The sequence below is a fragment of the Amycolatopsis samaneae genome (genome assembly GCF_039541975.1).
GTDB lineage: Bacteria > Actinomycetota > Actinomycetes > Mycobacteriales > Pseudonocardiaceae > Amycolatopsis > Amycolatopsis samaneae.
In genome coordinates, this window is the sequence record NZ_BAABHG010000010.1 from 272,130 (window position 1) to 285,427 (window position 13,298).

A 13,298-nucleotide genomic window follows, 5' to 3' on the forward strand; every position below is an offset into this window, starting at 1 on the left:
GCCCGGTTTGGACGGGTCGTCGATCAGACGGCGAGTCTCGCGGTGAGGCCGCCGTCGACCAGGAGGGTCGTCCCGGTGATCGCGCTCGCCTCGGAACTGGCGAGGAAAGCGATCGCGGCGGCGACCTCGCGGGGTTCGATGACCCGGCCGATCACGTGCCGGCGTCCCCATTCCGCGAACGCCTTTTCGGTGTCCCCGCCCGCGAACTGGCGCGCGCTGTCCTCGAGCATCGCGGTCCGGACCGATCCTGGCGCGACGCAGTTGACGCGGACGCCGTCCGGCCCGTGGTCGATGGCCAGGGTCTTCGTCAGCGCCACCAGCGCGGCCTTGCTCGCGGTGTAGCTCGCCACCAGCGGCTGGCTCGCGAACGCCTGCGCGGAGGACACCGACACGATCGCCCCGCCACCGCGCTCGCGCAGCCGCGGCACGCAGTGTTTGGCCAGCAGGTAGAGACCCTTGACGTTGGTTTCGAGCACCGCGTCCCAGTCGGTCTCCGGGGTGTCGACGACCGTGCCGTACCGGACTATCCCGGCACACTGCGCCAACACGTCGAGACCGCCCAAAAAGTCCGAAATGGACTCGACGGCGGCGGCCACCGACGCCGCGTCGCGGATGTCGCAGGGCACGGACACCGCCTGCCCGCCCGTCGCGACGATCGACGCCGCCACCTCGCCCGCGGCGGCGGCGTCGAGGTCCGCGACACCCACCGCCGCGCCGCGCTCGGCCAGCAGCCGCGCGGTCGCCGCGCCGATCCCGCTGCCGCCGCCGGAGACCAGCGCGACCTTCCCGTCGAACCTCATCGGACGCCTCCTCGAACGCTCGGCGGGGCGAGCTCAACGGCCATGGAACACCGCCGCGCGCTTCTCCAGGAACGCGGCGATTCCCTCGCGCGCGTCGTCCGTTGTGGACAGCCAGGACAGCACCTGCTGCTCGCGGGTGAGCGCGGTGGCCAGTCCGGTCTCGACGCCGTCGTCGACCAGCCGCTTGCCCTCCCGGACGGCCAGAGGTGCCTGCGCGGCAAGGGTCGCGGCCAGCTCGTCCGCGCGGGGCAACAGGTCGTCCGGTTCGGTCAGCGCGGTGAGCAGCCCGAGCCACTGGGCCTCGTCGGGCCTGATCCGCCGCCCGGTCAGCACCAGCTCCTTGGTGAGCCGGACGCCGACCTGCCTGGCCAGCCGCACGGTCCCGCCCCCGCCGGGGAGCAGGCCGAGCGAGACCTCCGGCAGCCCGAACCGCGCGGCCGTCGAAGCGACGAGAAAGTCGCAGCACAACGCGATTTCGAACCCGCCGCCGAGCGCGTACCCGTTGACCGCCGCGATCGTCGGCTGCGGCAGCTGTGCCAGCTGGTCGAAAACGCCGCGCGAGAGCTTCTGGTAGTCGTCGAACGCGGTCCGCGTCACCCCGGAGTACTCGGTGATGTCCGCGCCCGCGACGAATCCGCGCCCGGTACCGGTGAGCACCAGCACCCGAACGTCCTCATCGGACCGCAGCGCGGTCAGGTACCCGCCCAGCGCCTCGACCATCGGCCGGGACAGGGCACCGAGCGCCCTCTCCCGGTCGATCCGCAGCGTCGCCACGGCGCCGGACCGGGTTTCCACCAGGTTTTCGTGCACTCGATGTTCGACACTCACGCTATGGCCCCGTCCGCGCGCAGCTTCGCGAGAGCCTCCGCGGAAAGCACCTCGCCGAGTACCTCGTCGGTGTGCTCGCCCACCGCGGGCGGCGCGTACCGCAGCTCCCACGGCGTCTCCGACAGCCGGATCGGGCAGCCGACCAGCTCGACCTCGCGACCGGAGGCCAGCCGGGTGCGGACCAGCAGGTCCGAACCGTCGGACCTCAGCTCGTCCACGGCCTCCTTGGTGCCGCGGACCCTGGCACACCAGACACCCGCGGGCAGCAGCGTGTCCAGCCAGTCCTGTGTGGACCTTCGCGCGGTGCGTTCCTCGATCCGCCGCTTGACCTCGTCGCGGTCGCGCCAGGCGTCGAGCCCGTGCAGCTTCGGCACGTCGAACAGCGGGGCGACGACCTCCAGCGGCGCCATGGCGACCGCGAGCCAGCCGTCGGCGGTCCGGTAGATCCCGAACGGGGCCTCCAGCCACGCCTGCCCGACGCCCGCTGCCGACCGGGTGAACTCGGCGTCCTGGTTGACCATCGACGAGATCTCCTGGCACTGCAGGGAAATCGCCGTGGCGTACAGATCGACCTCGACCCGCTGCCCGACCCCGTGCCGCATCCGCGCGACCAGCGCCGCGAGGATGCCGTTCGCCAGGGTCAGCGCGGTCGCGGCGTCCACGATCGCGGTCCCGGCCGGGGTCGGCGGGTCGCCGGCCCGGCCGCCGTTGGCCGCCAGCCCGGACATCGACTGGATCAGCAGGTCCTGGCCGGGCCTGTTCTCCTTGGCGTAGCGGGTGTCCTGGCCCCAGCCGGATCCGGAGCAGTAGATGATGTCCGGTTTCACCCGGCGGAAGTCCTCGTAGCCGAGGCCGCGTTTGGCGAGCACACCGGGCCGGAAGTTCTCCACCACGACGTCGCAGGTCGCGGCGATCTCCAGCAGCGCGTCCCGCACCTCGGCCGACCGCAGATCGGCCGCGACCGAACGTTTGTTGCGGTTCATCGCGAGGAACGCGGCCGATTCGCCGTCGACGAGGTCGCCCTGCATCCGCAGGCCGCGCTCCCACTCGCCGTCGATCCGTTCGACCTTGATCACGTCGGCGCCGAGGTCGGCGAGTACCTGGGTCCCGTACGGGCCCAGCATCATCTGCGTGAAGTCGAGGACGCGAATCCCGTCCAGCGCCTGTGGCACAGCTCTTCCTCCTTCTGCTAGAACCAGGATCGCAGCGGCTGTTTGGCGATCTTCCCGGTACTGGTGAGCGGAAGCCGGTCGGCGAACACGATCCGGCGGGGCTTCTTGTACCCGGCCAGTCGTTCCGCGCAGGCCCGCTGGATATCCATTTCGGACAGTTCGTACCCGTCCTCGACCACGACCACGGCGGCGACCGTTTCGCCCCACCGTTCGTCCGGCACGCCGAGCACGGCCACCGCCGCGACGGCGTCCAGCTCCGCGAGCACGTTCTCCACCTCGGCGGGATGGACGTTGAACCCGCCGGTGACGATCAGTTCGCTGCGCCGTCCGGTCAGGTGGAGATAGCCGTCCTCGTCGAGAAAACCGAGATCGCCGGTGGCGAACCAGCCGTCGGCCGGTGTCTCCGCGCCGTTCCAGTAGCCGGACATGATCTGCGGTCCGCGTACCCTGATCTCGCCGTCCTCGCCGGGAGTATCCACAACGGACACTTCGACCGAATCGACCGGACGGCCCACAGATGCTGTCCGATGTGGATCGGGACTCGCGTGGTCCGCCGCGGACAGCACGGTGAGTGGCGCCAGCGCCTCGCTGAGCCCGTAGAACTGGTACAGCACGTCACCCAGCACCGCGCGGGCACGACGTTGCGCGGCGGGCTGGATCGGCGCCCCGCCGTAGACCACCGCGCGCAGCGACGCGGGAGCCGGTGCCGATGCGGTGACCAGCCGGTCCAAAATGGTCGGTACGAGCGGTATCGCGGTCACCCCGTTCGCCCGCACAGTGTCCCAGGTGGACTCCGGGTCGAATCGGGGCAGCGGGAGCGCGGCCGCACCGGCGAGGGTGTACGCGCTCCCGACCGAGCCGCCGAAATGGCTCATCGGCGCCACGTGCAGCACGACGTCACCGGGTCCGATCGGCGGCAGCGCCGCCCACATCGCCGTCACCATGGCGACCCACGCGGCGCTCGTCACCCGGGCACCCTTCGGCTGCCCGCTGCTCCCGGAGGTGTACATCAGCGCGACCAGGTCGTCGGGGGAGCGCGGCGGTTCGCGGAACGCGCCCCCGCCGCGCAGCAGGCTTTCCGGCGTGCACGTGCGCTGTCCGTCGAGCCGGGCGGCGAGTTCCGCCGCGCAGACGACCACCGTCGCGGCGCAGTCGGCCGCGATCCCGGCGATTTCCCGCGCGTGCGGCCGGGTGCCGACCGCGACCCGCACGAATCCGCCGAGCCAGATCCCGTGCTCGACCGCGAGGACCTCCGGCCGGTTGTCCAGCGCGAGCACCACCCGGTCGCCGGGCCGCGCGCCCAGCCCGGCCAGCGCGGCGGCCACCGACCGCGCCTGCGCGCCGAGTCCGGCGAACGTGGTCACCCCGTGCTCGCCCAGCACGGCCGGATGATCGGCGAAGTCCCGGTGTGCCGTGGAAACCAGCTCGGCCAGCGTCGTCACAGCTCGGCGCTCGCGTAGGTCGTCAGGCAGATGTCGTTGAAGCACTGGACGATCTCGCCCGCGTCGGCCCCTTCGCGGAACAGCCGGTGCACCTCCGGCCCGGCGCGGTGGTGCACCGAGGGATAGGCCGGGTCGCGCGGACGGACGAAGGCGTTGTCCAAGGTGGACAGTGTGCCGGAGAAGAAGTTCCCGCAGGAGGCGTCGATGGCGGGATCCGTCCACGCCGCGCGGTGCCCTGGCTGGCCACCGGCGGACACGTACTCCCCGGTCTGGCACTCCCGGCTGACCACGTACTCCAGGAACCGTGCCGCCGCTTCGGGTTCGGCGCACCGCGAAGAGAGCGTCAGGCCGACACCGCCGAGCAGTGACCCGGCGGGACCGCCGTCGAGTGAAGGGATGTCGGCGAACCGTACCTGATGCCCGGCACTGTCCACTCGGGAATAGTTGACGTAGCCGAAGACGATCGGCGAGTAGGCGATCTCGTCGCCGCCGCGCATCGCCTCCAGTACCCGGATCGGGTCGGTGTCCCACGACATCGGGTCGGCCAGCGCCAGCAGCAGCCGCAGCCGGGCGACGGCGGGCACGGCGACGTCCGGGTGCAGGCCGTGGTGACCGAGCCAGCCCTCCTCGGTGCCCGCCTGTTGCGAGCAGAGGGTGAGCAGGCTGCCGAGCAGATGCGTCGGGTTCGCCGGGATGACCGCTTTCCGTTGCGGGGGAAGGGATCCGAGCAGATCGGCGACGCCCTCCCAGGTCCGGGGCGGCGCGCTCCGGCCGAGTTCGCCGAGTAGATCCGGGCGGTAGGCCGTCGTCTGTGCCGCCGCGTCCATCGCCACCGCCCATTGGCCGCCGGCCCAGGTGTAGCTGGCGTAGCTAGGCCCGGCGCTCGCCGCCCGCTGTGCGGACAGCGAACCGGTGGACATGACCTTTTCGAGTGGTACCAGCGCGCCCGACTCCCGCGCCTGGCCGACGTAGGGGTGATCCATCGCGATCAGGTCGTAGCGGTCGGCCAGCGCGGTGATCGGCACGTCCTCGAATTCCTGGAGCGAGCGCGAGTCCCAGGTGATCGACACTTCCGGGTTCGCCTCGGTGTACACAGTGGACACCGCGCGCAGGCAGCCGATCCCGCGCTGGTGCCCCCACGCCATTCCGCGCAGCGTGATCACGGTTCGACCGTCCTTCCTGTCGGTCCGGTGGCGGAGATTTCCTCCAGCGAACGCCGTTTCGTCTCCGGTACCAGCCGCACGCAGAACACCGTCGCCGCCGCGCAGGCGACCGCGAAGATCCAGAACGTCGCGGTGGCGCCGGCGGCGGCGATCAGCACCGGAAAGGTCAGCGCCACCACGAAGTTCGCCAGCCAGTGCGCCATCGTGGCCAGTCCGACCGCGGCGCCGCGGACCCGCGGCGGGTAGATCTCGGAGATCAGCACCCACAGCACGGCGCCGACGCCGAAGGCGAAGAACCCGATGTAGCCCGCCATGCACACCAGCGCGAACCAGGCCACCGCGCCGCCATGGGCAGGCAGCAGGTAGACCAGCCCGAGCAGCAGCATGGCCGCGCCCATCCCGGCGAACGCGGTGATCACCATCGGTCGCCTGCCCATCCGGTCGATGAGCACCATCGCGAGCACGGTCACCAGCACGTTGATCACCCCGACGCCGACCTGCGCGAGGATCGAGCCGGACGCGCCGAAACCCGATCCCGCCAGCACGGACGGCGCGAAGTAGATGATCGTGTTGACCCCGGCGATCTGCGAGAACACCGCGAGGCCGACGCCGACCACGAGCATCGGCCGCACCGACCGGTCCCGCAGCACACCGCGCGTCGCGATCTCCGCGCGGCTTCGCTCGTCGGCGGCGCGGATCTCGGCCAGCTCGGCCGTGACGTCGGGTTTGCCGTGGATCGACCGCAGCACCGCCTCGGCCCGGCCGGGGTGCCGCCGGATCAGGCTGCGCGGCGTCTCCGGCAGGAGCAGCATCCCGGCGCCGAGCAGCGCGGCGGGGACCGCCGCGAGCCCGAGCATCCAGCGCCAGCCCTGCACCGGCGCGAACGCGAACCCGACGGCGTAGGACACCACGATGCCGATGGTGATCATCAGCTGGTTGCAGTTGACCAGCGCGCCACGCCGGTCCGCGGGCACCATCTCGGCGATGTAGAGCGGGACGACCGCCGAGGCGGGGCCGATCGCGAGACCGAGAACGAACCGGCCGAGCACCAGCACGGTCTCGTCCGGCGCGAGACCGGCCAGCAGCGCGCCCGCCGCGAACACCGCCGCGGTGCCAAGCAGCACCGCGCGCCTGCCGTACCGGTCGGCCAGCCTGCCCGACACGAGCGACCCGGCCACCGCCCCGACGAGCAGGGAGCTGACCACCACGCCCTCGCCCAGCGCGGAGAGCCGGAACTCGTCGCGGATGAACAGCAGGCCACCGGAGACGATCCCGGTGTCGTAGCCGAAGAGCAGGCCGCCGAGCGCGGCCACGGCGGCGACCGAGCGGGCGAACCGCCGGTTCACGCCGGGCACGGACTCCATCGTCCTGACCTCCTCACCGGATGGGGACCCGAGAACAAGTAAATCGATTTACCGCGAGGTAAGCTTGCGTCCGTGCCCGAGAACTGTCAACCGTCGAGTCCGTCACGGCCGCATAACGGCCGCGCGAAGATGAGCGACGTCGCGCGTGCCGCCGGGGTGAGCCCGGCGGTGGTCTCCCGGCTGCTGCGCGGCGACGAGACGCTGCGGATCCGCGAGGACACCCGGCTGCGGGTGCTCGCGGTCGCCGACGAGCTGAACTACACACCCAACGAGGTCGCGCGGGCGCTGCGGAAGGCCGAGGTCGGCATCATCGGGATGGCGGTGCACGACACCAGCAACCCGGTGTACAGCGAGATCCTCGACGGCGCGCAGGCCGAGGCCAGCGCCCACGGGTTCGCCCTGTTGCTCGCCGACGCGGACGAGCTCGCGCGCGGGGACCGGACCTTCGAGCGGATCGTGCGCGGCAACCGGATCGACGGCCTGCTCCTGCAACGCGGCAGCAGCACCGCCGACGACACGGTCGCCAACATCGCTTCGGCGCGGCTGCCGCTGGTGCTCGTCAACGACCGCACCCGAGGCGAGGTGGGCAGCGTCGCGCTCGACGACGAGGCAGCCGCGCACGTCGCGACCCGGCATCTGCTCGACCTCGGGCACACCGTGATCGGGCATCTCAAGCTGGGCGCGCCCAAGGCCCGTTCCGAGGCGCGCGTCCGCGGCTGGCGCGCCGCCCTGCGGGCGGCGGGTGTCCACGATGGACCGTCGCTCTCCGGCGGGCACACGACCGGCGAGGGCGGGACGGCGCTGGCGAAGCTGCTCGCCGCGCACCCGGACGTCACGGCGATCGTGGTCAGCAACGTCCTTTCCGCGGTCGGCGCGATGACCGCCGCGCGTGCCGCCGGGCTCGAGGTGCCCCGCGACCTGTCGATCGTGGCCCTGCACGACGTGTTCTTCGCCGAACATCTCACGCCGGCGCTGACCGTGGTGCGGCTTCCGCTGCGGGAACTGGGCCGACGCTCCGTCGCCGCGATCCTGCGTCAGCTCGACGGCGCCCAGCCACGGCACGAGGTCATCCGCGAACCCGCCCCGGAACTGGTCATCCGAGCCTCGACAGCCCCACCCCGCTGAGACGCTCCGGCGAACTCGCGTGATTGGGAGCGGAACTCGCGTGATTGAGCGGCGAACTCGCGTGATTGAAGCAGGGCCCTCCTCCAATCACGCGAGATCTTCGTCTGATCACGTGAGTTCGCCGCCTGATCACGTTTTCGGGCGGAGGGTCTGGACCAGGGGGGTGAGGTAGAGGTCGGCGAGGCGGCGACGGCCTTCGGGGGAGTCGACGGGCAGCACGGTGTCCGGGGTGATGACCAGGGAGATGACGGTGCGCGCGATGAGTTCGGCGGCGCACTCGATGTCCTCGTCCGGCAGCGCGAGCCGTCCGGCGCCGACCTCGGCGCGGATGTGCCCGGCGATCCAGGCCCGCGCGGCGGCGATCAGCGTGCCCGCCCGCGTGGTCAGGTGCGGCAGGATCAGCTCGGGTTCGGTGCGCAGCAACCGGTTGAGCAGCCGGTGCCCGCGTAGGAAGTCCAGGCAGAAGATCAGGCCCTCGACGAGCTTGGCCTCCGGTGTCGGCTCGGCGGCGATGACCGCGTCGACCTTGGTCAGGAAACGCCGTAGCTCGCGCATGAGCAGCGCGTTGAGCAGCTGGTCCTTTTTGGGGAAGTACCGGTAGATCGTCACGCGGGAGACGCGGACCCGCCGGGCGACGTCGTCGATGGTGAAGCGGCGCAGCCCGAAGTCCTCGGCCTGTTGCAGGGCCGCGCCCATGATGCGTTCGGTCGTCTCGTCGTCCGGCAGTTCGCTGTCGAGCGCCCGCTTCAGCAGGTTGTCGTCGTCGAGGGTGTCACCGCGCATGACAAAACCTTAGCCTGCCGTCCTGCCGGACTTTACAACTTGACTTTCATTGTTACATGCGTTCTGCTGTTAAGCCGCAAGGCCCTGCTCCGCCGTCTGATCGGGAGGCCTGATGGATGCGACGAGGCAGCCAGTGGACCGGGAGGCGACCGCGCGGCGCCTGCTGCTCGGTTCTGTCAAACGCTCCTACGATCCCGACGTCGACATCGACTGGGACGCGCCGCTGGTCGAGGGCAAGTTCTTCACCCCGCCGAGCATGGTGACGCTGTACGGGACGCGGCTGTGGGACGAGCTGAGTCACGAGCAGCGGGTCGAGATCTCGCGCCAGGAGATGATCAACACCGTCAGCGTGGGGATCTGGTTCGAGAACATCCTCAACCAGATGCTGCTGCGGATGACCTACGAGCAGAACCCGACCCGCGCCCACGTGCACTACGCGTGGACGGAGCTGGGCGACGAATGCCGGCACATGACGATGTTCGGCAGGCTCATCGAGAAGGCGGGCGGCCGTCCGTACCGGCAGGGGTTCGTGCTGCACAACCTCGGCCGCGTGCTGCCGTTCGTGCTGACTGGGCCGTCGGTGTGGGTGGCCGCGCTGGTCGGCGAGGAGATCTTCGACGCGCTCCAGCGGATCACCATGAACGACGACGACCTGCAACCGCTCGTGCGCCAGGTCATGCGCATCCACGTCACCGAGGAATCGCGCCACATCCGCTTCGCCCGTGAGGACCTGACGCGCAGGCTGGCCCGGTCGCGATGGCCGGAACGGGCGCTCGCGCGGCTCGTCGCGGGGATCGGGACCCTGCTGCTCAAGACGGTGCTCACCCGGCCGGAGGTGTTCCGCCGCGCCGGTCTCGACTCCGCGACGGCCCGGCGAGCCCGGCGGGAGGCCAGGAAGAATCCGCATCGCGCGCGGATCTACGCGACCGGATTCGAGAAGCTGCGGGCGTTCCTGCACGAGCAGGGCGTCATCGCCGGGCCGAGCAGGCTGCTGTGGCGGGCCTCGGGCCTGCACCCGGACGGGAAGGCCGCGTGATGCCGAAACCCGAGCACGAGGTCGTCATCGTCGGCGCGGGCTTCGTCGGCCTGTGTGCCGCGATCCGCCTCAAGGACGCGGGTATCACCGACTTCGTCATCCTGGAACGCGCCGACGACATCGGCGGTACCTGGCGGGACAACTCCTATCCGGGTGTCGCGGTCGACATTCCCTCGGTGACGTACCAGTTTTCCTTCGCGCAGACCGGTTCGTGGAAGCGCGTCTTCGCGCGGGGCGCGGAGGTGAAGTCCTATGTGGACGACATCGCCGATTCGCGCGGCCTGCGTTCCCATGTACGGCTGGGCAAGGACGTCGTCGACGCCGAGTTCGACGGCGAGAACCACCAGTGGACCGTGACCACTTCGGACGGTGCGGTGCTGACCGCGCGGTTCCTGATCTCGGCGCACGGCGTGTTCGGGAAGGCGCGGATCCCGGACATCGAAGGCATCGGCACGTTCGCGGGCAAGACGATCCACACGCTGCACTGGGATCACGAGCACGACCTGACCGGGGAACGGGTCGCGGTCATCGGCACCGGCGCGTCCTCGGTGCAGCTGGTGCCCGCCATCGCCGACCGGGTCGCGCGGCTCGACGTCTACCAGCGCACACCGATCTGGGTGGCGCCCAAACCGGAGTTCCGGCTGTCCCCGCGTGCCCGGTGGGTGCTGGAAAACGTGCCGCCGGTCCGGTGGGCGGCTCGGGCGGCGGTCAGCGGTGGCATCGAGCTGGCGATGCTGTTCGGCGTCACCAACCACGCCCGGCTGCCGTTCCTGGTGAAGCTGATCCGCAAGCAGTCCGAGCAGCATCTGCGGCGTCAGGTCAAGGATCCGGAAACCCGGGCGAAACTGTTGCCGGGCTACGAATTCGGCTGCAAGCGACCGGCGATCTCCAACGACTACTGGCGTACCTTCGACCGCGAAGACGTCGAGCTGGTCACCGCGCCCATCCGGCGTGTCCTGCCCGACGGTATCGAGACCGAGGACGGTCGGGTCCGGTCCATCGACACCCTCGTGCTCGCCACCGGGTTCAAGTTCTTCGAGTACGACAGCGTGCCCGGCTACGCGTTGCGGGGCGAGGGCGGAACGGACCTGCGCGACTGGTGGCTCGAAAACCGGTTCCAGGCCTACGAAGGCATCACCGTGCCCGGCTTCCCGAACCTGTTCCTGATCCCCGGCCCGCATTTCGCGACGAGCTGGTCCTGGCTCGTGATGGCCGAGACGCAGACCCGGCACGCCCAGCGCGTCATCGCCCACGCCCGCGACCGCGCCGCCACCTACGCGGCGGTGCGGCGGGACGCGCACGACCGGTTCCTCGCCGAGGTGCGGCGCCAGCATCGGAAGGGGCTGTTCCTCGACCCGTCCTGCGCGGGCTCGAACAGCTACTACCTCGACCGCAACGGGGAACCGTCCATCGTCCGCCCGCAGTCGAGTCTCACCGCGCGATGGCGGGCCAACCACTTCCCGCTGTCCCACTACGACTTCCGCGCCGTCCCCCGGATCCTCGATCGCGCCGCACGGGCCCGTTCCGCGGGCTGAGGGGGAGTACGCTCGACACCGGAGTGCGGGGGTCGGCGAACTGCTCAACGGGGTGATCCGGAAGTGCATCTGATCGAACAACGGCTGGCGTGGATCGAAGCGGGTGCGGCGCGCCTTTTGTCCTATGTGGACAAACTGCCGGACGACGGGTTCGCCGCCGCGAGTTCGTTGCCCGGCTGGACCGTGGGGCACCTGGTCGCGCACCTCGGGTACAACGCCAAGGCCCTTTCCCGGCTGCTGCGCTGGGCGCGGACCGGGGTGGTGACCCCGATGTACGCCGACGGCGGGGCCCGGGACGCCGAGATCGAGCACGGGGCCACCCTCGTCCCGGCGGAGCTGCGGGACCTCGTGCGCGGTTTCGACACCCGACTGCGCGCCGAGCTGGCCGAATTCCCCGGCGACGGGTGGCAGCGCTTCGTGGTCACCGCGCAGGGGCAGGCCGTGCCGGTGTCGGTGGTGCCGTGGCTGCGGACGCGGGAACTGTGGATCCACGGCGCCGATCTCGGCATCGGCGCCGGTTTCGACGACTTCCCGCCGGAGTTGCTCGACGCGCTGCTGACCGACCTCACCGCCGCCCGGCGGGACGCGGGCGTGGGACCGGGCCTGCTGCTGCGCCCGGTCGACCGGGCACGGGACTGGAATGTGGACGTGCCGGACGCTCGACCGGTCACTGTGGACGGAACGGCGGCGGACCTGTGCCGCTGGCTGACCGGCCGTGGCACCGGCGCGCTGGCCGATCCGCCCGCGCTGGACAGGTGGCTGTGACGCGGTGGCGCGTGGCTGCCGGTGGTGGGTAACATCTGCAGAAATCGCTCGACTGGGGAGGACGTGCGATGGTGGGTATTGCTGTGCGCGGACAGGCGTCCGTGGACCGCCGTGGCGGGTACCGGTGGGTAGTGCTGGCGCTGTGCTGGCTGGCGTTCACGATGACCGTGGCCGATCACGCGGTCTGGGGCCCGACGGCGCTGTCGGCGAGCGCGGGGCTGGCGTGGGCGCTGGCCGGGCTCAGCGTGTTCGTCGTCGGGTACTACCTGGGTTACCTGCTTTTCACCGCGGTCGGCGGATTCCTGACGGACTGGCTCGGCGGCCGGGTGATCGTCGGTTCGTCGCTGGTGGCTGGAGCCGCCCTCATGGTCCTGTTCGGACAGGCGACGTCCACGGCCGCGGGGATCGTGTTCCAGGCGTGTGTCGGCCTGTTCGCGGGCGCGAGCTACTCGGCCGGTGTCAAGCTGATCGCGCAGTGGTTCGCGCCGACGCGGCGCGGGTTCGCGACGGGCGTGTTCATGACGGCGACCTCGCTGGGCACGGTGCTCGCCACCACGACCGCGCCGCTCCTCGTCGAGTGGGCCGGTGAGCAGGCGTCGTACTACGTCTTCGGCGGTGCCTCGACGCTCGTCGCGGTGTTGTGCCTGGTGTTCCTGCGCGACGGCACGGCGGCCGGTGACCGGCCGGGGAGGCTCCCGGACCCGCGCCCGGTGGTGCGTGATCGAGACCTGCTGGTGCTCGGCGCGGCGGGGTTCGGCGCGCTGTGGGGCGCCTCCGGGTTCGTCACCTGGGCCGGCGTCGCGATGGTGCGGGGAGGCCAGGTCGCACCGATCCAGGCCGGCGTGGTCGTGACGATCTTCGTCATCGCCGCGGTGGTGACGAAACCACTCGTCGGCCTGGCATCCGATTTGTCCGGAGGAAAGCGAAAAGTCCCGATCATCGTGGCGCTCGGCGGTTTCGTCGTGACACTCCTGGTCTTCGGGGCCGGGTCGGATCTCACGGCGTTCCTGTGGACGGCGCCGTTCCTGGGGATCGCCGCGTACGCCTCCAGTCCGCTCATGGTGGCGCTGGTCCCCGGGCTGTCCGGCCCGGCGCGGGCCGGTTCGGCCTCGGGGCTGACGAACGCGATGTGGCAGCTGGGTGCCGTGGCCGCGCCGCTGGTGGTCAGCGCGGTGTTCGACGCGACGGGCTCGTTCTTCCTGGTCTTCGCGACGCTCGCCGCCGGGCCGTTCGCCGGTCTCCTGCTGATGCTCCTGGTGCGCGAGCATCGCGCTGTCCACTGAGG

At 70.9% G+C, this 13,298-nt stretch carries 12 protein-coding genes; 5 read left to right on the forward strand and 7 right to left on the reverse strand.

Annotated elements, in window-relative coordinates:
* Positions 1 to 23 precede the first annotated feature (23 nt).
* Genes ABD987_RS27110 through ABD987_RS27135 form a run of 6 tightly spaced genes read right to left on the reverse strand, consistent with a single transcriptional unit; the run spans position 24 to position 6,769 of the window.
* The gene (locus ABD987_RS27110) at positions 24 to 800 is read right to left on the reverse strand and encodes an SDR family NAD(P)-dependent oxidoreductase (protein ID WP_345399588.1); all 777 of its coding nucleotides are present in this window, start codon (positions 798 to 800) and stop codon (positions 24 to 26) included.
* A 33-nt stretch (positions 801 to 833) separates the two neighbouring features.
* Positions 834 to 1,628 (reverse strand): enoyl-CoA hydratase/isomerase family protein, encoded by a 795-nt coding sequence (locus ABD987_RS27115; RefSeq protein WP_345399591.1) that lies wholly within the window; start codon positions 1,626 to 1,628, stop codon positions 834 to 836.
* Positions 1,625 to 2,800: a CaiB/BaiF CoA transferase family protein gene (locus ABD987_RS27120; protein WP_345399594.1), complete on the reverse strand. Its 1,176-nt coding sequence runs from the start codon at positions 2,798 to 2,800 to the stop codon at positions 1,625 to 1,627. The genes ABD987_RS27115 and ABD987_RS27120 overlap by 4 nt, the downstream gene beginning before the upstream one ends.
* 17 nt (positions 2,801 to 2,817) lie before the next feature.
* Complete coding sequence (locus ABD987_RS27125; RefSeq protein WP_345399597.1) at positions 2,818 to 4,242, reverse strand: class I adenylate-forming enzyme family protein; 1,425 nt, start codon at positions 4,240 to 4,242, stop codon at positions 2,818 to 2,820.
* A complete protein-coding gene (locus ABD987_RS27130) occupies positions 4,239 to 5,405 on the reverse strand; it encodes an extracellular solute-binding protein (RefSeq protein ID WP_345399600.1) in 1,167 nt (388 codons plus the stop codon). Before ABD987_RS27130 ends, ABD987_RS27125 begins: the two co-directional genes overlap by 4 nt.
* On the reverse strand, positions 5,402 to 6,769 hold the full coding sequence (locus ABD987_RS27135; protein ID WP_345399603.1) for a sugar porter family MFS transporter: 1,368 nt from the start codon (positions 6,767 to 6,769) through the stop codon (positions 5,402 to 5,404). The genes ABD987_RS27130 and ABD987_RS27135 overlap by 4 nt, the downstream gene beginning before the upstream one ends.
* Positions 6,770 to 6,898: 129 nt before the next feature.
* Between ABD987_RS27135 and ABD987_RS27140 the strand changes: the two genes are divergently transcribed.
* Positions 6,899 to 7,894 carry a LacI family DNA-binding transcriptional regulator gene (locus tag ABD987_RS27140; RefSeq protein WP_345399606.1) on the forward strand — a complete coding sequence of 332 codons (996 nt, stop codon included), beginning with the start codon at positions 6,899 to 6,901 and terminating at the stop codon, positions 7,892 to 7,894.
* A gap of 129 nt (positions 7,895 to 8,023) precedes the next feature.
* On the opposite strand, the gene ABD987_RS27145 is transcribed toward ABD987_RS27140, so the two are convergent.
* A complete protein-coding gene (locus ABD987_RS27145; RefSeq protein ID WP_345399609.1) occupies positions 8,024 to 8,677 on the reverse strand; it encodes a TetR/AcrR family transcriptional regulator in 654 nt (217 codons plus the stop codon).
* Between the two features lie 112 nt (positions 8,678 to 8,789).
* Here ABD987_RS27145 and ABD987_RS27150 point away from each other — a divergent pair, with 112 nt between their 5' ends.
* The 4 genes from ABD987_RS27150 (at position 8,790) to ABD987_RS27165 (ending at position 13,296) form a co-directional block, all read left to right on the forward strand.
* The gene (locus ABD987_RS27150) at positions 8,790 to 9,713 is read left to right on the forward strand and encodes an AurF N-oxygenase family protein (RefSeq protein WP_345399612.1); all 924 of its coding nucleotides are present in this window, start codon (positions 8,790 to 8,792) and stop codon (positions 9,711 to 9,713) included.
* Positions 9,713 to 11,248 carry a flavin-containing monooxygenase gene (locus ABD987_RS27155; protein WP_345399615.1) on the forward strand — a complete coding sequence of 512 codons (1,536 nt, stop codon included), beginning with the start codon at positions 9,713 to 9,715 and terminating at the stop codon, positions 11,246 to 11,248. Before ABD987_RS27150 ends, ABD987_RS27155 begins: the two co-directional genes overlap by 1 nt.
* Before the next feature lie 63 nt (positions 11,249 to 11,311).
* Positions 11,312 to 12,013 carry a maleylpyruvate isomerase family mycothiol-dependent enzyme gene (locus tag ABD987_RS27160; RefSeq protein WP_345399618.1) on the forward strand — a complete coding sequence of 234 codons (702 nt, stop codon included), beginning with the start codon at positions 11,312 to 11,314 and terminating at the stop codon, positions 12,011 to 12,013.
* 68 nt (positions 12,014 to 12,081) lie between these two features.
* Positions 12,082 to 13,296 (forward strand): MFS transporter, encoded by a 1,215-nt coding sequence (locus ABD987_RS27165; RefSeq protein WP_345399620.1) that lies wholly within the window; start codon positions 12,082 to 12,084, stop codon positions 13,294 to 13,296.
* Positions 13,297 to 13,298 lie beyond the last annotated feature (2 nt).

Coding starts and splice junctions, on each gene's coding strand:
- ABD987_RS27165 (WP_345399620.1), top strand. CDS start 12,082: ATGGTGGGTATTGCTGTGCGCGGACAGGCGTCCGTGGACCGCCGTGGC.
- ABD987_RS27110 (WP_345399588.1), bottom strand. CDS start 800: ATGAGGTTCGACGGGAAGGTCGCGCTGGTCTCCGGCGGCGGCAGCGGG.
- ABD987_RS27150 (WP_345399612.1), top strand. CDS start 8,790: ATGGATGCGACGAGGCAGCCAGTGGACCGGGAGGCGACCGCGCGGCGC.
- ABD987_RS27135 (WP_345399603.1), bottom strand. CDS start 6,769: ATGGAGTCCGTGCCCGGCGTGAACCGGCGGTTCGCCCGCTCGGTCGCC.
- ABD987_RS27145 (WP_345399609.1), bottom strand. CDS start 8,677: ATGCGCGGTGACACCCTCGACGACGACAACCTGCTGAAGCGGGCGCTC.
- ABD987_RS27140 (WP_345399606.1), top strand. CDS start 6,899: ATGAGCGACGTCGCGCGTGCCGCCGGGGTGAGCCCGGCGGTGGTCTCC.
- ABD987_RS27155 (WP_345399615.1), top strand. CDS start 9,713: ATGCCGAAACCCGAGCACGAGGTCGTCATCGTCGGCGCGGGCTTCGTC.